18 protein-coding genes are annotated in these 15,233 nt (G+C 71.9%); 3 read left to right on the top strand and 15 right to left on the bottom strand.

From position 1 onward, the window contains the following. Positions 1-705: 705 nt before the first annotated feature. The 15 genes from ACIRPH_RS10030 to ACIRPH_RS10100 form a co-directional block, all read right to left on the bottom strand. The gene (locus ACIRPH_RS10030) at positions 706-1,371 is read right to left on the bottom strand and encodes a hypothetical protein (protein ID WP_402911899.1); all 666 of its coding nucleotides are present in this window, start codon (positions 1,369-1,371) and stop codon (positions 706-708) included. A gap of 338 nt (positions 1,372-1,709) precedes the next feature. Continuing rightward, the gene (locus ACIRPH_RS10035; protein WP_402911901.1) at positions 1,710-4,196 is read right to left on the bottom strand and encodes an OmpA family protein; all 2,487 of its coding nucleotides are present in this window, start codon (positions 4,194-4,196) and stop codon (positions 1,710-1,712) included. 14 nt (positions 4,197-4,210) lie between these two features. Continuing rightward, entirely contained in the window at positions 4,211-4,588 is a 378-nt protein-coding gene (locus ACIRPH_RS10040; protein ID WP_402911902.1) for a hypothetical protein, read from the bottom strand. Continuing rightward, a complete protein-coding gene (locus ACIRPH_RS10045; protein WP_402911904.1) occupies positions 4,588-5,010 on the bottom strand; it encodes a TadE/TadG family type IV pilus assembly protein in 423 nt (140 codons plus the stop codon). Before ACIRPH_RS10045 ends, ACIRPH_RS10040 begins: the two co-directional genes overlap by 1 nt. Continuing rightward, a complete protein-coding gene (locus ACIRPH_RS10050) occupies positions 5,007-5,393 on the bottom strand; it encodes a TadE family protein (RefSeq protein WP_402911907.1) in 387 nt (128 codons plus the stop codon). Before ACIRPH_RS10050 ends, ACIRPH_RS10045 begins: the two co-directional genes overlap by 4 nt. Continuing rightward, entirely contained in the window at positions 5,390-5,593 is a 204-nt protein-coding gene (locus tag ACIRPH_RS10055; protein ID WP_402911910.1) for a hypothetical protein, read from the bottom strand. The genes ACIRPH_RS10050 and ACIRPH_RS10055 overlap by 4 nt, the downstream gene beginning before the upstream one ends. Positions 5,594-5,613: 20 nt before the next feature. Continuing rightward, the gene (locus ACIRPH_RS10060; RefSeq protein WP_402911912.1) at positions 5,614-6,492 is read right to left on the bottom strand and encodes a type II secretion system F family protein; all 879 of its coding nucleotides are present in this window, start codon (positions 6,490-6,492) and stop codon (positions 5,614-5,616) included. Beyond that, positions 6,489-7,334, bottom strand: a complete 846-nt coding sequence (locus ACIRPH_RS10065; RefSeq protein WP_402911914.1) for a type II secretion system F family protein — start codon at positions 7,332-7,334, stop codon at positions 6,489-6,491. Before ACIRPH_RS10065 ends, ACIRPH_RS10060 begins: the two co-directional genes overlap by 4 nt. Next, complete coding sequence (locus tag ACIRPH_RS10070; protein WP_402911916.1) at positions 7,331-8,653, bottom strand: CpaF family protein; 1,323 nt, start codon at positions 8,651-8,653, stop codon at positions 7,331-7,333. The genes ACIRPH_RS10065 and ACIRPH_RS10070 overlap by 4 nt, the downstream gene beginning before the upstream one ends. Then, positions 8,650-9,483: a hypothetical protein gene (locus ACIRPH_RS10075; RefSeq protein WP_402911919.1), complete on the bottom strand. Its 834-nt coding sequence runs from the start codon at positions 9,481-9,483 to the stop codon at positions 8,650-8,652. Before ACIRPH_RS10075 ends, ACIRPH_RS10070 begins: the two co-directional genes overlap by 4 nt. Positions 9,484-9,514: 31 nt before the next feature. Continuing rightward, positions 9,515-10,135, bottom strand: coding sequence for an SAF domain-containing protein (locus tag ACIRPH_RS10080; protein ID WP_402911921.1), 621 nt, complete (start codon positions 10,133-10,135; stop codon positions 9,515-9,517). Positions 10,136-10,156: 21 nt separating this feature from the next. Further along, a complete protein-coding gene (locus ACIRPH_RS10085) occupies positions 10,157-10,603 on the bottom strand; it encodes a hypothetical protein (protein WP_402911925.1) in 447 nt (148 codons plus the stop codon). A 344-nt stretch (positions 10,604-10,947) separates the two neighbouring features. Further along, positions 10,948-11,319: a hypothetical protein gene (locus tag ACIRPH_RS10090; protein ID WP_402911927.1), complete on the bottom strand. Its 372-nt coding sequence runs from the start codon at positions 11,317-11,319 to the stop codon at positions 10,948-10,950. 405 nt (positions 11,320-11,724) lie between these two features. After that, the gene (locus ACIRPH_RS10095) at positions 11,725-12,249 is read right to left on the bottom strand and encodes an ATP-binding protein (protein ID WP_402911929.1); all 525 of its coding nucleotides are present in this window, start codon (positions 12,247-12,249) and stop codon (positions 11,725-11,727) included. Beyond that, positions 12,249-12,794, bottom strand: a complete 546-nt coding sequence (locus tag ACIRPH_RS10100; RefSeq protein WP_402911932.1) for a hypothetical protein — start codon at positions 12,792-12,794, stop codon at positions 12,249-12,251. Before ACIRPH_RS10100 ends, ACIRPH_RS10095 begins: the two co-directional genes overlap by 1 nt. Positions 12,795-13,170: 376 nt before the next feature. Between ACIRPH_RS10100 and ACIRPH_RS10105 the strand changes: the two genes are divergently transcribed. The 3 genes from ACIRPH_RS10105 to ACIRPH_RS10115 all read left to right on the top strand — a co-directional run bounded on the left by ACIRPH_RS10105 (position 13,171) and on the right by ACIRPH_RS10115 (position 15,147). Continuing rightward, positions 13,171-14,019, top strand: coding sequence for a helix-turn-helix domain-containing protein (locus tag ACIRPH_RS10105; protein WP_402911935.1), 849 nt, complete (start codon positions 13,171-13,173; stop codon positions 14,017-14,019). A gap of 12 nt (positions 14,020-14,031) precedes the next feature. Then, positions 14,032-14,211 carry a DUF397 domain-containing protein gene (locus tag ACIRPH_RS10110; RefSeq protein WP_402911937.1) on the top strand — a complete coding sequence of 60 codons (180 nt, stop codon included), beginning with the start codon at positions 14,032-14,034 and terminating at the stop codon, positions 14,209-14,211. A 147-nt stretch (positions 14,212-14,358) separates the two neighbouring features. Further along, on the top strand, positions 14,359-15,147 hold the full coding sequence (locus ACIRPH_RS10115) for an alpha/beta hydrolase (RefSeq protein WP_402911940.1): 789 nt from the start codon (positions 14,359-14,361) through the stop codon (positions 15,145-15,147). The last annotated feature ends 86 nt before the right edge of the window (positions 15,148-15,233 follow it).

Raw genomic sequence — 15,233 nt, forward strand, 5'->3', positions numbered from 1 at the left:
ACCCGCCAATCTCCACGGCGAGCCTTGCCATAATGGGACCCCGTGCGACAGTATGAGCAAAAATGAACAACCCAAGCAGCGCGCTTCAGGGGCGCGAGGAGACCTGACGTGGCTCCTTGAGCTTCAACTCAAGCCTTATTCGGCAGCACTCTCACCCACCTGTCCTGCCAGGTGAACATCAACCCCGAGTCCGCCCACTCCTACCCCTTGTGAAGGCGGGCCTGGTTCTGGAACTGCCTCCAGGGCGGCCGCAGCACCTGCACCGTATCGGAGTCCTTTGGTGACAATGAGGTGGAGCAGCGGGTGCAGCCACACGTATTGCTTGGTGTGTTCGAGGAAGGTGCGGATCTGTTCCGGGGTCCACACCATCTCCTCCCCCTGCACGCTCCCCTCCTCCCGGTGGCGGTCCCGGTCCGCTGTCCGGGCCAGGGGACGCTTCCTGGGGCAGGGCGGCAACCGCACGTGAGAGGCGATGTTCACCCCCACGGTGCCTCGGGGTGGCACACCCCGCGTCCGACAGGGCACTGCGCAAGGTGGCGCGGACACAGTGCTTGGTCGACAGACCGATGATCCGCTGGTTGCGGCGACGCCCACATCTGGGGGCTTCGGAGCCCCCAACCTTGATGATGCGGGTGCCGGCCTCCTTGACCTCAGCGTCTGCGGCCCAGAAGAAGCCGGTGCGTGGCCTCTCCTGGCTCGCCAGGGTCAGGACAGGGGGAAGAGAACAGCCACGGGGAGGTCGCCGGCTTCGACCGCGGCCCGGTCGACGGACAGCCCGCAGTAGGCCTCCACCGCAGAGAACACCGCCGCCGGGAGCTCTTCGATATGCCACTCCCAGTACAGTTCCACCTCATCCTGCGGCAGGTCCCGCACGGACGGGAAAACCGCCCCGGCCGCGTGCAGTGCCTCATCCAGCGCCGATCCGCAGCCAGTGTCCTCCCCGAACTCCGCGCCGACGATGCGACCCTCCGAAGTGGTGAGAGCAATGCGCGGGGGCGGGTCGTACCTGTTGCTGCTCAGGCAGACGGTCTCCACTCCGGCCAGTACGGGCGTCAGCGGGCCGCCGTAACGGTGCAGGTGCCAGGTCGCCGATCCCCAGTCCTCCAGCACGTACACCCAGTCCCCGCACGTGCCGTACATGGCGTATTCGACGCCCCTGGGGTCCACCTCGTCAGGAAGGGTCACTGATCTGCGGTCCTTGAACAGATGGCCTTCATCGAGCTGTAGTGGCTCCGCACCGAGCAAGGCGAGGAAGTCCTCCGCGTCGATGTCACGGGCCGCGGTGAGAGATATACCGCCGAGCATCCCCGGGATGCGAGTGTCCGGGCTCTGGCCCCCGTGTTCGCCGATCCATCGGATTCCATCGCTCATACGGCCACGTTAGTCGGCAGTCCACTCAGGGCGCGGCTTGGTCACAAGTCAGCCTCTCAGCCTCTGAGCGCACCACTTCCGCACTCCGGTGAAGAATGAGGTCCACGCCCCCTACGAACCAGGTACATTCCGCAAGCGTCCAAAATCATCTTCGACGGCTGCCTGGTTCACCGGAGTGTCAGGAGGCGATCTCGACACACGCCACAGTCTCCATCAGATCCGGTGCACAACACTGAACCAGGCCCCCGTAGCCATCGGCTGCCGTAGGGTTCCCCAGCCAAGCTCTCCGGTACGGCCAGGCGTCCGGCACCGACACTCCTCAGCGGCAGGCCCGCCCCTCACCGCCGACCCCTCGTGAGGTCCTCCAGGAGGTTCCTCGTGGCGGCGCTTGGGCGCGCCCGCATGGACTTGAGCTTTCCCGCGAGGTCCTGGTAGGCGCGCTCGGCGGCGTCGGGCCGGCCCAGGGCGGCCTGGGTCCGCATGAGTTCCTGGTAGATGCTCTCGTTGAGGTCGTCGGCCTCCCGGGCCCGTTCCAGCCAGGCCAGCGCCTGCCTGGGGTCGTCGGCCGCCTTGGCGAGGCCGACGAAGCAGTCGGCGGCGGCCCTGCGGTAGGCCTGGCGCTTCTCCTCGATCCAGGGAAGGTCGCTCTCGGTCAGGAGCATGTGGTCGTACTCGGCCGCGGCGGCGCGCAGGAAGGTGTGGGCGGTCCTGTCGTCCTCGGCCTTCCTGGCGTCCCGCAGGGCCCGGTCGAAGCGCCACACGTCCACGTCGACGGTCTCGTGGTGGATCCGGTAGCGGCCCGGGACGACGTCGATGATCTCCGCGTCCGGGTCCTCCAGCGCCTCGCGGACGGCTCCGCGCGCGCTGGTGCAGGCGGTGCTGCGCAGGGAGCGGGTCTTCTTGCCGGGCTCCGCCGAGAAGAGGGCCTCGGTCAGGGCGTCGGTGCCCACCCCGTGGGGGTGGAGCGCGAGGTAGGCGAGCATGGCGCGGGAGGAGCCGCGCATCTTCACGCCGATGTCGACGCCGTCGACGCTGATGCCCGGCTGGGGTGCGAACAGCCGGATGTCGACCTTCGGGGGGCCTTCGGCGTCCGGTTCCGGGGCGGCCCCGACGGACTCGGCCGCCGGTTCCGGGGCGGTCTCTTCCTTCTCCTCTCCGGGGGGTTCCGGCACCGTCTCCCCGCCATGGTCAGGCGCCCCGGCGGCGGTGGTGAAGCAGGCGGCGAAGGTGGCCCGGTCGATGTGGAGGAGCCGGAGCCCGTCGTAGGTGTCGGTGCTCCCGTCGGGGGCGGTGACGTCGACCGTGTCGAAGGAGTCGCAGCGCAGGACGGGCACGCCCCATTCCTCGCCGAGGATCACGACCGTGACCTCCCCTTCCTCCTCCCCGTCGCGGAGGGCCTGCAGCCGGTCCTGGGCGAGGGTGTGCTCGGAGGCCTTGACCACGAGCAGGGTGCGTGAGGGGCCCCCTGCGTCGCGGGCCGCGGTGATGTAGGCGAGTTCGGCCTCGGTGACGGCCGAGGCGGTATCCGCGCTGACGGTCATGCCCGGGGCCCGCACCCGGGGCGAGGCCCCGGCCCGGGCCACGAGTTCGCGGGTGGTGATGACGCGGAGGCCCGGGTCGGCCAGGGCGCGGCCGATGAGGGAGGCGCACACGCCGACCGCGTGGGTCCCGGTCACGGCGAGTCCGTCGTGTGCGCCGACGCTGAGGTCGTCGGCGACGCGGACGTGGCCGTGCGGGCCGATCACCGCTGTACCGGTGTCCCTGGTGACGGGGACGGGCGGGCCGAGGGGCTGTTCGTGGTCGTCGGTGTCGTGTTCGGGTTCGTCTCGGGGTTCGGTGGCGTGCCCGTCCCCTCCGGCCTGGTGCTCGCCGCGGTGTCCCGGTGCCGTCAGCCGTCCGGCGAGCGCGCCGAGGGCGCCCCCGACACCGCCCCCGGCGAGGGCTCCGGCGAGCACCGCCCCGACGGGGAAGGCGGCGTCCTGCGTCTCGGCGGCGGGCGCGACCTGTGCGGCGCCGACGGCCACCCCCTGCTGTTCGGCCGCGCTGTCGGCGGTGGTGTGGGGCCGGGTGGTGAGGGTGTAGGCGATCTCGGCGCGCCGGTCGGCGGAGGGGCCCAGTTCGGGGTGCTCGCGCGGACGGTCGGAGCCGACGCCTTCGGCGGTGACGGTCCATCCGTCGCCGAGCCGGTCGGTGAGGACGGCGGCGACGGCCTCGGCCCGCCGCAGGGACAGGGCACGGTTGTGCTCGTCGGGGCCGGTCGTGTCGGTGTGGCCGGTGACGGTGATCGCGGTGCCGGGGTCGCCGAAGAGCTGGAGGAGTTCGACGGTGGGCGCCAGTTCGTCCGCCATGGCGGGGGTGAGGTCGGCGGAGTCGAGTCCGAACCCGGTGAGCGTGCGGGTGCGCTCCAGGACGTGTGCGGGTTCGCCGGTGGGCGCGCCGTGGGCGTCGTGTGCGCCGTCGGTGGGCGCGGTGTCGGCGGGGGCCACGGCGGCGACCGCGGGGGCTGACACGGCCACCGAGCTTCCGGCGATGCCGGTCGCGGCCAGGCGCAGCAGTCCGATGCGGGGGACCTGTCCCCGCAGCAGGGCGACCGTGTCGGCTGCCACCAGCAGGGCGAAGGCGGCCCACAGCGCCCACAGCAGGGCGAGCGCCAGGGTGTGTCCGAGGGGCGGGGGAAGTGTGCCGCTGAGCAGGGACAGGCGCAGGTGCTCCGCGCTCACGCCCCCGGTGCCGGGCCAGGGCTGTCGGCTCAGCAGGGCGGGCGGTGCGATGAGCAGTGCGAGTGTGGTGGCGGCGGCCAGGGCCGTCCGGGTCGTCGTGTGCACGGGTCCCCCTCGTCTCACGGTGTGTGGGCGGTGGCTGTGGCGCGGGAGGAGATGTGGACGTCGCCGAGCAGTGTGAGGAGCGCGGGGTGGTGGGTGCTCGTGACGGTGACCGTGACGGCGTCGGCGCCCACGGACACCTCGGCGTCGCCTCCGCCCGCCCGGGCATGCGCCGTGGCGGCGGTGCGGGCGGCGGCCGGGTCGAGGGCGCGGGCGCCGGTGCGGAGCAGGCGGGGGTCCAGGTGCTGGGCGCCGGCCCGGGCGGACTCGTGGGCCAGGACGGTGGTGCGGGTCTTGGTGCGGAGCATCTGGGCGCCGTCGTGGACGAGCCCGAGGCAGGCGATGAGGGTCGCGGCGATGGCGACGACGAAGGCGCTGGGGCTGCTGCCGAACATCAGGGTGCCTGTTCGCGGTGCAGGTCGGTGACGGACACGGCGCGGGCGGTGACGGTGCGGGTGTCGCCGGCGCCGAGGTCGGGGAGGTCGTCGCGGTGGACGGTGCAGGTGACCTCTGCGCGCACAGCCGGCGCTCCCGCGACGGTGGCGGGGTGCAGGCGGACGGCGGGGTCCCGGCAGGCGCGGCCCCAGGCGCCCACGCTCGCGGCGACGTCCCGGGCCGCGGCCCGCTGTGCGGTGGCGGGGTCGGTGTGCAGGGACCCGGCGCGGGCGGCGGAGTGGGCGAGGGCGTCCGCGGCCAGGGCTGCGGTGTAGTCGCGGCCGGTGAGGGCGATCAGGGCCAGGAACGCGAGCAGGACGGGGACGAGCAGGGCCAGTTCGACCGCCGCGCTCCCCCGGTCCCGGCTGCCCGCGCCGGTCATGGCCGGGCCCCGGGGACGTGTTCGGTGGGGCCGCTCAGGACGGTCTCCACGGGCGGGCGCCAGCCGGGGACGAGGCTGACCGCGGTCCCGGTGACGGTGGCGCGGGTGGTGCCGGCCCGGCGTTCGACCCGGACGCGGACGTCCTGCAGGACGGCGCCGCCCAGGTCCTGGACCATGGCGTGGCCGCGTTCCCGCCCCTGCCGTGCGCTGCCGTCGAAGGCGCGCCCGGCCGCGAGGGCCTCGGTGGCGACGGCCTGGGCGCGGTGGTGGGCGTGGGTCCACAGCCCGTACTGGAGGATGCCGAGCAGCATCGCGAACATCAGCGGGACGGCGAACAGGACGTCGGCGCCGCCCCGGTCGTCGCGGCCGGCGAGGCGTTTCACGGGTCGACGCCCAGGTCGATGGACTGGGCGCTCTCGGTGATCATCGGGGTGAGGATGGCTCCGACGGCGGTGGCGATGCCGATGGTGACGACCAGGACCAGCACGTACTCGGTGGTGCCTGATCCGCGGTCGCCGGCACGGCGGCCGCCCCGTCCGCCGTGGACGAGTGCGGTGAGTGCTCGGCGCAGGGCCTGGTTCACGGGCGCGGGCCTTCCTGGGTTCAGAATCCGGTGGTGACGTGCACGATGGCGGGATAGCCCATGAGCAGGAGGAACCCGAGGACCAGGAGCATGACGGGCAGGGTCATGCGCTCGGTGGCCCGGTGGGCCTCACCTTCGAGGGCGGCGAGCCGGTGGATGCGCAGGGCGGCGGCCTTGGCGCGGACCGAGGCGCGCACGCGGGCGCCGTCGGTCCCCGCCAGGCGGATGGAGGAGGCGAGTTCGTCCAGGTCGCGCACACCGGTGCGTTCGGCGAGCTCGGCCAGGGCGTCCCAGGGCGGGCGGGTGCGCAGGTTGGCCTCGTGCAGGCACCGCCGGATGCGGGTGAAGGCGGTCCCGTGGCCCCGCCGGGTGGCGGCGGCGAGCGCCTCGGTGACGCCCGCTCCCCCGGCGAGGGCGACGCCGACCAGGTCGGCGATGACGGAGGTGGCGGCGCACAGCTCTTCGCGGTGGCGGGCCGCCCTGCGGCGCAGGACCAGGGTCGGGGTCCACGCCCCCAGGACCACCAGGCAGGCGGCCAGGCCCAGGGCGTAGTGGGCCGGAAGCGGGGACTGCGGCGGCGCCGCGGCGCCGAACGCGAGCACCCCCAGGGCCAGGCCGGCGAGGGCGGCGACGCTGGTGTCCATCCGGTGGACGTCGGCGTCGGTACCGCAGGCGGCCAAGTCGCGCCCGGTGCGCTCCCCCGGCCACCCGGTGCGGGCGAGGGCCCCCGCGCCGGCGGCCGTCACCGCCCGCAGGGGGCCGACGGGCGCGGGCCGCTCCTGTTGCTCCTCCGGCGGGGGGAGGAGTTCGGCGAGGGTGGGGCGGCGCAGGGTCCACACGGTCCAGTACAGGCCGGCGCCGGCCGTGGCGCCGCCGAGCCCGGCGATGAGGGTGTTCATGTCCTTGCCTCCTGCGGGTGGGCCGCGAGCACGCGTTGCGTGCGCGGCGGGTTCGACAGGCGCGTCAGCCACCCCAGCGCCGCGGCCCATGCGGCGCCGATCAGTGCGAGGACGAGCTGGCCGGCGGTCGAGTCGAACGGGGCGAAGTAGGGGCCGTTGAGGACGGCCATGCCGACGACCATGGCGGCCGCGGTGGTGACGATGATGCGGACCGAGGTGCGGGTGCGGGCCCGGGTCGCGGAGGTGCGCACGAGCATGGCCGCGCGGTCGCGGGCGGCTTCGGCCAGGCCGGTGAGGAGCGGCCCCAGGTCGGCGGCGTGGCGCTGGGAGGCCATGGACAGCGCGGTGGCGACCAGGTCGGCGGTCTCGTTGCCGACGCGGCGGGCGAAGGCGGTGAGCGCCTCCTCCGGGTCCGCCCCGGCGGCGAGGTCGCGGGACAGGGTGCGGACGTCGTCCCGGACGGCGGCGGGGGCGATGCCCGCGGAGGCCCGGACCGCCTGCCGCAGCCCGGAGGAGGCGGTGATCAGGTCGCGGAGCTGCTCGGTCCAGCCCGCCACGGCCTCGATGCGTGCGACCTCGGCGGGGGTGGCCCGGTCCGGGCCCAGGACGGCGGGCAGCCACCACGCGGCCCCGGCGGCCAGCGCCGCGGCGACGGGCCAGCCGGTGATGCCCCAGGTGAGCATCCCCGCCCCGGCCGCCGCGGCGGCCTTCCACCACAGGTGGCGGCCCCGTTCCAGGCGCTCGCGCACCCCGGGCAGGCCGGAGGTGAGCGCGGGCAGCAGGAGCACCAGGCCCAGGCCGACCGCGGCCCCGCCCAGGCTCGCGGTCAGGACCGCGGTCACGTCGCCTCCCCGAACAGGGTGGCCGGGTCCAGGCCGGCGCGCAGGAGCTTGCGGGCGTACTGCGGGCTCGGCGAGGCGGTGAACCCGCCGTGTTCCACGGCGTAGAGCTCGTTGGTCACCACCTGGGGGCCGTCGACCCCCACGACCTCGCGGACGCTGGACACGTGCCCGTTGCCGCGGTCGTCGGTGTCGATGTGCACGGCCAGGTGGACGGCGGAGGAGATCAGCACCGCGCCCTCCTCCAGGGAGAGCCGCTCCCCGGCCTGGTTGGCGTAGGTGGCGAGCTTGGTGAGGATCTGCGCGGAGGAGGAGGCGTGGACGGTGGCCATGGACCCGTCGGTGCCCATCGTCATCGCGTGCAGGAGCGCCACGGTCTCCTGGCCGCGGGTCTCACCGACGATCACCCGGTCCGGGGACATCCGCAGGGCGTGCCGGACCAGATCGGCCAGGGTGATCTCCCCGGCCCCCTCGGTGTTGGGCGGCCTGCCCTGGAGTGCCAGGCAGTTGAGGTCGGCGTCGGAGTCCAGGCCCAGCTCGAAGGCGTCCTCGATGGTGACGACGCGCTCGAAGGGCGGGATCCGGCGGGCCAGGGCGCGCAGCAGGGTGGTCTTGCCCGAGCCGGTCGCCCCGCCGATCACCAGGTTCAGGCGGGCACGCACGGCCGCGGTGAGCAGGGAGCGCACCGGGCGGGTGAGCATCCCCGACGCGGTCAGGTCGGTGAGGGTGAGTTCGCGCTCGGGGTGGCGGCGGATCGTGACCGCCGGACGCCGGGAGACCCCCATGACCGCGGACAGGCGGGCGCCGTCGCCGAGCTCCATGCTGAGCAGCGGCGCCGAGGCGTCGAAGCGGCGCTCCCCTCCCGGGGCCCGCCCGGCCAGGCGCTGCACCAGGGCGACGAGCTCGGCGTCGGAGGAGGTGACCGGCGGGCGCTCCTCGCGTCGGCCGTCGCCGAGGTCGACCCACACGCGGGTGCCGTTGATGTGGATGTCGCGCACACCGGCCTCGCCGAGCAGGAGCTCCAGCGGGCCCAGCCCGCAGACCTGCGCCAGGGCGCGGGCGTGGACCCACGCCTCGTCCTGCTCGGCCAGGGGGCGGGCGGCACCGGTCAGGGCGTGGCAGGCGTGCTCCTCCAGCAGGGCGGAGAGCATCGCGTCGGCCCGCTCGCGCTGCGCCCCGCGGCCGTGCTCGGCGGCGGTGTCGGCGTCCTGGCGGACCAGGGCGTCGGTGACCCGGTCGGCCAGCCGGCGGGCCAGCCCCTCCAGGTGTTCCCGCGCGCCGTGCGGGGGGAGCGCCCGCGGGGCGTGGATCGTGGGGTTCACGCCGCGGCCACCTCCGTCCGGCGCCCCAGGGGCACCGGCGCGGGGGGCAGGTCGTCGACATGGTTGGCCAGACGCCGGGCGCACGCCAACAGCGGCATCCAGTCCACCGTCTCCGGGTCCTGGCGGGCGTGCGACCAGGCGGCGAAACGCTCCCGGAGCCCGCGGGGCCGGAAGGACTCCCCCCGCAGGAAGGCCGCACCGGCGGGATCGTGCGGCACCTCCGCCCACACCGGGTGGCCGGTCACCGCCGAGACCTCCGCGGCGGGGAACCGGGAGCCGCGCACCGCCACACCGACCGACGTCCCGTTCTCGGCCAGCGCGTCCAGGACGTCCCGGCACCGGGCGAGCCGGTGGATCTGCGCGGCGTCCTCACCCGCCACGGTGAAGACCGCCGCGTCCGCCAGGGACAGCAGGTGCGCGCCGGCGGTCCCGGGCATCACCCGCCCCAGATCCACCACGCTCACACCGCTCCGCAGGACCTGGCTCCGGTGCGCCAGCGCCGCCACCACCGCTGAGGCCTCGTGCGCGGTCGTCGGCGCGGTCACCGCCCGAAGACCGCCGGGGAGCTCGGCGCCGTGCCGGAGCAGGACCCCGTGCGTCCCCGGCTCCTGCAGCGGGGACGGGTCCGTGCCCGCCCGCACCGAGGCCGCCAGCGAGACCAGCCCCGGACGCCCGGCGAGCCGGTGCCAGGCCGCCAGGTCGCCCCCGCTCGCATCGGCCTCCACCAGCACCGGAACCGTGAGCGGACCGGTGGGCCACACCGCCGCCAAAGCCGTGGCCAGCGTCGTGACCCCCGGCGCCCCCGACAGCGAACAGACCGCGATGATCATGCTTCTCCCCCTCGTTCTTGTGTCCGTCGCCCTACCGCGCGGACATGAGCGCCATCCGCACGCCCTCGTCCACCGCCCCGACCACCTCGGCCACCTCGTCCTCGGCGACCACGAGCTCCACCACACGGGAACCCGCGAGCTCGCCCTCCTCCCCCAACGAGTGCAGCCGCACGGTGTGGGGACCTCCCTCCCCGGCGCCGAGCACCAGCAGCAGAGCGCCCTCCCGCGCCGAGGCCGGAAGCATGCCCGGCTGGGTCTGCACCGCCACCACCGCCTGGCCGGGACCCGGCCAGCCCGAGGTGTCGGCGAGCATCGCCCCGGTCAGCACCGTGCCCGCCGGAACCGGGATCGCCACGCGGCCCCCGAGGGCCTCGTCGACCGGCGCCAGATCGAGGTCCTCCACCCCCAGGGCCGGAACGATCCGCAGGTCCGCAATGGTCAGGGCCTCACCGGCGGCGACGTCCTCCGCGGTGACGAGCATGGGGACGCGCTCCTCCTCGTGCCCCGCCGCCCACGCCGCGACCACCCCGCCGACGACCACCGCCGCGACCCCGGCGAAGGGCCGCTTCCAGCCCTTGCGGCGCGGCAGGGACAGCCGGGACCTCCCCGTCTTCCGTTCGGACACGTGGGGTCCGGACAACGTCGTCGTCACGTTCTCTCCGTCTCTGCGCACTCAGCCGTCGGTGACCAGCGCGTGGACCTCGGCCACCCGCACCGGGCGGGAGGCGCTCGTCGTCAGCGGGTCGAGGGTTCCGCCACCACCGGCGGTGGTCGACCACTCCACCGACCAGGCCACCGTCACGGCGACCGGGAACCGCCCCGCGGGCTGCCCCCGGGAGGCACGGGTATAGGTGTGACCGCAGTCCGGCGACGGGGCGTCCGCGTCGTGGCGGTCCGGGACGAACGCGGTGCCCGGCCCCGGGCAGTCGAGGGTCGTACCGTCGCCCATGGCCCAGCGGGCCCCGTCCGGGGTCGCCGTCACCGTCACCGAACCCGTGGAGACGGCAGCGGTCGCGCTGACCGGCTCCCAGCCGGAGCGGTCCACCCACAGCCAGAGCGGGAAGCCCACGACCGTCTCGGCCGCCGGCGAGGAACCCAACGTCGGGTCGGGCAGGACCATCGACGCCCGCGCGCGCTCCGCGGAGGTCCGGGGATCGACGGCCGCGCCGCCACCGCCCGGTCCGGAACGGGTGGAGGCGCCGCACGACCACCCGGGGGCCTCGCGGTCCCACTCGACGCAGGGCGACTCGGCGGAGACGGCGACCGGGGCGCCGTCGGCAGGGCGGGGGTGGGTGGTGCCGCCGCCGGATCCGCCTCCAGGCTGGGCTGATTCGGCAAAAGCCGCACAGCCGGTCTTCTCACAGGCAACGTCCCCGTTGAAATCCGGTTCCTTAGGGAGCGGCAACGCAGGTGTTACGGCGAGCAAAGGGATGGCGACCCCGGCAGCGACAATGCTGATTGGGGTCAGCATGTGTCGTTCCCCCAGACCTGCATGTCGACAACCCACCAGTCGAACAGGTCCCGTTGGAGCTTGGCGTCCACACGAACATTGCGCGACCGAGGCTCGGCCTCCCCCACGACCCTCCAGTCCCCTGCCCCCTGGCAATCCCTGATCACGACTGTCCGCGGTTCGTCCGTTGGCCCAACAGAGATCACCTCCGGGTTCGGGACCGGCTCGCCTTCCATGCCGAGGCCTGCGTCTGTCACCCCTTGCACGCCGTCCTGAGCCAGCTCCAGAGCTTGTCCGACCGCGTGTTCCTCCAGAGCCGGGTGCTTCGGGTCCATCTCGGCCGAGGCCAGAACGATGGCGTCCCAGAAATCCAGGTAGACCGCCACGGCCTCTTCCTCCGGAGTGCCTTCCGGACCTTCCGATTCCGCAGCTGCCACGGACGACTGAACGACCGGTTCGGGACTTTCGCCTACTCCGACGGAGCATCCCGTGACCAGCACCAACCCCAAGGCGGGCAGGGAGAAGCGACGCACCACAAAAGACTCCTTGGAGTGTCATGATGATCACTCTTAGTGATCAAGGAGAACGTAGCCCCTCGGTTACCCTCCGCACAAGTCGTTCTCAATGGATGGCAGCGCCGAAAACTGTCGGCAAGCTCACCGACCCCCGATGTCCAAGTCTTCTACCTGCGAAAACACTGCCCCAGCAGGCGGAATGCCATCGGAACGACGTCTGTGCGCGACGGTGGGCGGCGTCCCATTCGGACACCGCCCACCGTGATCACCACCCGGTCAGTCCGCGAGGCGGAACCTCGGCAGCCCGAGTGGGACCTGCCCGAATGCCACAGAGAAGGAGGCCCAGACACCCAGGCCCATGCCCTGCCGCCCCGGACCCACCCGGTAGTGGCCCCAACGCTCCGCGAGGGCGTCCACGAGCACCAGGCCGCGCTGACCTTCTGCCCATTCCCACTCCGCATCGCTGCGCCCGGTCGGGATGCGGGGAACGCTCGCTCCGCCGCCTCCGTCGACGATCGCCAGCCACAGGGTGTGCTCGTCCACGAGTGCCAGGGCTCGGAGAACGCTGTCGCCGCCGGGTGCGTACTTGACCGCGTTGGCGACCAACTCGGCCGCGCACAGGACGACACTGTCGACCAGGTCGCACGCGAACCCCTGCAGATCGGTCCGCAGGTGCGCACGGACCTCGCCGGCGGAGGCGAGTTCCGAAGGGTAGGAGCGGTGCTCCCACCAGGTGGACACCGTCTTGGGCGGAGACAGTTCCGGAGCCGTGGTCGAGCACGGCGAGGGAAGGGGGTTCATCACGACGCTCCCCCGACCCCGTCGAGGTAGACCCGGACCACTGCCGCGAGCTCGCTGAGGTCCTCCGGATCGTCCGCTTCTCCTCCGCCACGGGGCTCGACAAGAGGATCGCCTGCAGGGATCCGAGGCCGGGGAATCCTGGGCGCGCTCTGCTCCGCGACCGACGGCAGGTAGGGGCGCACGAGGGTGCCCGCGACCTCGTCCGGATCCGGCCAGCGGCCGTTGCCATCGGTCATGCTCCTGATGTGTTCCTGGTGGTAGCCGCTCCCCCAACGCTGGGAGTTCAGCGCCTTCGGACTCATCTGCGCCTGCTTCTCCAGGGGTTCCGACGGCTTCGGCGGACTCTCCCGCAGTACGCGTCGGGGCACTCCCGCCGACAGCGCGGAACGGTGGGGCGTCTGCGCGATCGCGGCCCGCGCCTTCTGTGCCTTCCGGGGGACGAGGACGTAGGTCAACGCCACGGCGATCAGCGCGGCGGCGATGACCCACATCCGACCGGCCGCGCTGTGGCGGGGCCTGCGGTGTCGCCCACTAGGGTGTTCCATGGTCTCCTCCTGCGTTCTCAGGTGGTGATCAAGCCCCGCGCCAGTGGTCCTACGCACTGACGCGGGGCGTCTTCTTTCTCTGATCAGGTGTTCAACGAGGCGCGGAGAGGGAGCCCGCGAAGGCCCTACAACGGGCATCGGAGCGCTTCTTCATGACGGTCCTCACCGCTCTTCCGAAGGTGGTCAGAACAGTCCCACCTGCGCGGCAGGTGCAGCGGACATCCTGAATCCACTTGGTCACCTACCGTGAGCCCTAGTGACCATATTGACCCCGTCAGACTGACCCGTCAATAGGACATCGTCAGACTGACTGATATGCCCACGTCTGAGCGGGAGATCTATGATCCAGAGGGCACCTACCAGCGAAGGTGGAGACGTGGCACCACGGAAACCAGCGACCATCGGCCAGCGTCGCCTCTCCGCCGAGTTGCGCCGCATGCGCGAAGCGAGGGGAATGACCGTCGAAGAGGCCAGGCTCGCGCTCGGCTGGTCGTCAGGTCGCCTGAACCACATGGAGGGCACTCGCATGTCAGTGCCCGACGTGAGTGCCCTCAACGCCCTCATGGATCTCTACGAGGTGAAGGAAACCTCCCGACGGGAAGCGCTTCTTTCCCTCAGACTCCAGGCACGCGAGAAGCCCTGGTGGCAGGCGTACGACGACGTCCTCGACGACGGTTACATCGGTCTCGAGGCTCTGGCGAGCCGCATCTCGGCCTTCCACCCCATCGTCGTGCCCGGACTGCTCCAGACCGCCGACTACGCCGCGGCCTCGGCACGTGCGGCGCTCACCCGGACAGAGGACGAGATCAGCCGTATCGTCGATGCCCGGATGGAGCGTCAGAAGCTCCTCACCAAGCCGAACGCTCCCGAGCTTCGGTGCGTGATCGACCAAGCCGCCCTCATGCGCGTGGCCTCGGTGCCCGACCTCGCCCACGAACAGCTCACCCATCTGCTCGAGATCGCGAAGGCCACGAACACCGTCACGCTTCAAGTCCTACCGTTGGACGTCGGTCTGCACGGCTGCATGCACGGATCGACAGTCATTCTGGACTTCGAGCACGACTTGGACCCGAACATCGTGTACCTGGAGACTCGTGGCCACGGTGTCTACCTGGAGCACCCCTCCCAGGTCGCCGAATACCGCACTGCGCTCGACAGCGTCGCCGCGAACGCTCTCTCCCAAGCCGACTCGATCGAGCTGTTGAAAAACCTGATCACCGACTAGCGAAGGCACCTCGTGTACTCAACCCCGGAGTTCCGCAAGTCCTCCTACAGCGCCAATGAATCCGCGTGTGTCGAGGTCGCCAAGACCGAGGCGGGCACGGCAGTGCGCGACACCCAGAACCGCAGACTCGGGCACATCGAGTTCGACGCCCTCTCATGGGCGGCCCTCCTGGGGACGATCTCGAGGAATTAGCCGGAGAACTCCGCGGTGGAAAATTCATGGAGCGAACGCCGATCGCCGAGTTTCACTGCGAGAAGCAAAAACCAAGGTACCGGTGCACCCCAGATCAGCAGACACCGCTTCTGAACTATTAACCCCTATGTAAGAAAGTTCAGCACCATGCGTTCCTTCGATCTGCTTACGGGCGACGGCGTTCGCTTGGACGCCTCCCTGCACCCACATGGGGGAGGCACCGCCAAGGGGACGATCATCCAGGCGCACGGGATCACCGTGGACAAGGATGAGGGTGGCATGTTCGTGCGTCTGGCGGAGGCACTCACAGAGGCCGGATTCACCGTGATCCGTTTCTCCTATCGGGGACACGGCAAGAGCTCGGGGAGTCCCCGAGGTGTGACGATCGCCGGCGAAACCCTGGACCTACAGGCCGCCATCGACCACGCCAGGAAGGAACTTCCTCCTCCCCTTTCCCTCGTGGCCGCGAGCTTCGGGGCGGTCTCTGCCTCACTCCTTATTTCCTCATTCCAAAAGGGGATCGACTCACTCGTCCTGTGGAATCCCGTACTCGATTTGACGCGCACGTTCCTCGAACCGGAACTGCCCTGGGGCCACGCAAACTTCAACCAGAATCAGCAGCGCGCGTTGGATGAACACGGATGTTTGCTGATCGACGGAGGTTTCCCCATCGGCCGCGTCATATGGAGGGAGTTCGGCCTCTACGATCCCTTGAGCGCCTTCACCGAGTCCTCGCCCCCTGCGCTCGTGGTCCACGGTGACCAGGACAGCTACGTCTCCTATGAGATCGCCCGCGAGGCGGCTCTGTCACGGCCGAGGACCGACTTCCACACCATCCGCGGTTCCGACCACGGCTTCGACTCGGCGGAGCGCGAGGACGAGGCGATCAGGGTTTCCGTGGCCTGGCTCAGCGCCCGTTCCCGGGAGAGCGCTTGAGTCTTCGTTCTCTGTACGGCCCGGTGGAGATGGCGAACGGCTGCCTCATCGGCGAGCGCGGAAGAACCCGCCGCGCGGCCGTCGTC

It is taken from the genome of Nocardiopsis sp. NPDC101807, assembly GCF_044766605.1.
In the GTDB taxonomy this organism is placed as follows: Bacteria; Actinomycetota; Actinomycetes; order Streptosporangiales; family Streptosporangiaceae; genus Nocardiopsis; species Nocardiopsis tropica.

Bases quoted from the DNA above. Each gene is read 5' to 3' on its own strand.
- ACIRPH_RS10030 (WP_402911899.1), bottom strand. From the start codon at position 1,371: ATGAGCGATGGAATCCGATGGATCGGCGAACACGGGGGCCAGAGCCCG.
- ACIRPH_RS10040 (WP_402911902.1), bottom strand. From the start codon at position 4,588: ATGTTCGGCAGCAGCCCCAGCGCCTTCGTCGTCGCCATCGCCGCGACC.
- ACIRPH_RS10045 (WP_402911904.1), bottom strand. From the start codon at position 5,010: ATGACCGGCGCGGGCAGCCGGGACCGGGGGAGCGCGGCGGTCGAACTG.
- ACIRPH_RS10060 (WP_402911912.1), bottom strand. From the start codon at position 6,492: ATGAACACCCTCATCGCCGGGCTCGGCGGCGCCACGGCCGGCGCCGGC.
- ACIRPH_RS10075 (WP_402911919.1), bottom strand. From the start codon at position 9,483: ATGATCATCGCGGTCTGTTCGCTGTCGGGGGCGCCGGGGGTCACGACG.
- ACIRPH_RS10085 (WP_402911925.1), bottom strand. From the start codon at position 10,603: ATGGTCCTGCCCGACCCGACGTTGGGTTCCTCGCCGGCGGCCGAGACG.
- ACIRPH_RS10095 (WP_402911929.1), bottom strand. From the start codon at position 12,249: ATGAACCCCCTTCCCTCGCCGTGCTCGACCACGGCTCCGGAACTGTCT.
- ACIRPH_RS10100 (WP_402911932.1), bottom strand. From the start codon at position 12,794: ATGGAACACCCTAGTGGGCGACACCGCAGGCCCCGCCACAGCGCGGCC.
- ACIRPH_RS10115 (WP_402911940.1), top strand. From the start codon at position 14,359: ATGCGTTCCTTCGATCTGCTTACGGGCGACGGCGTTCGCTTGGACGCC.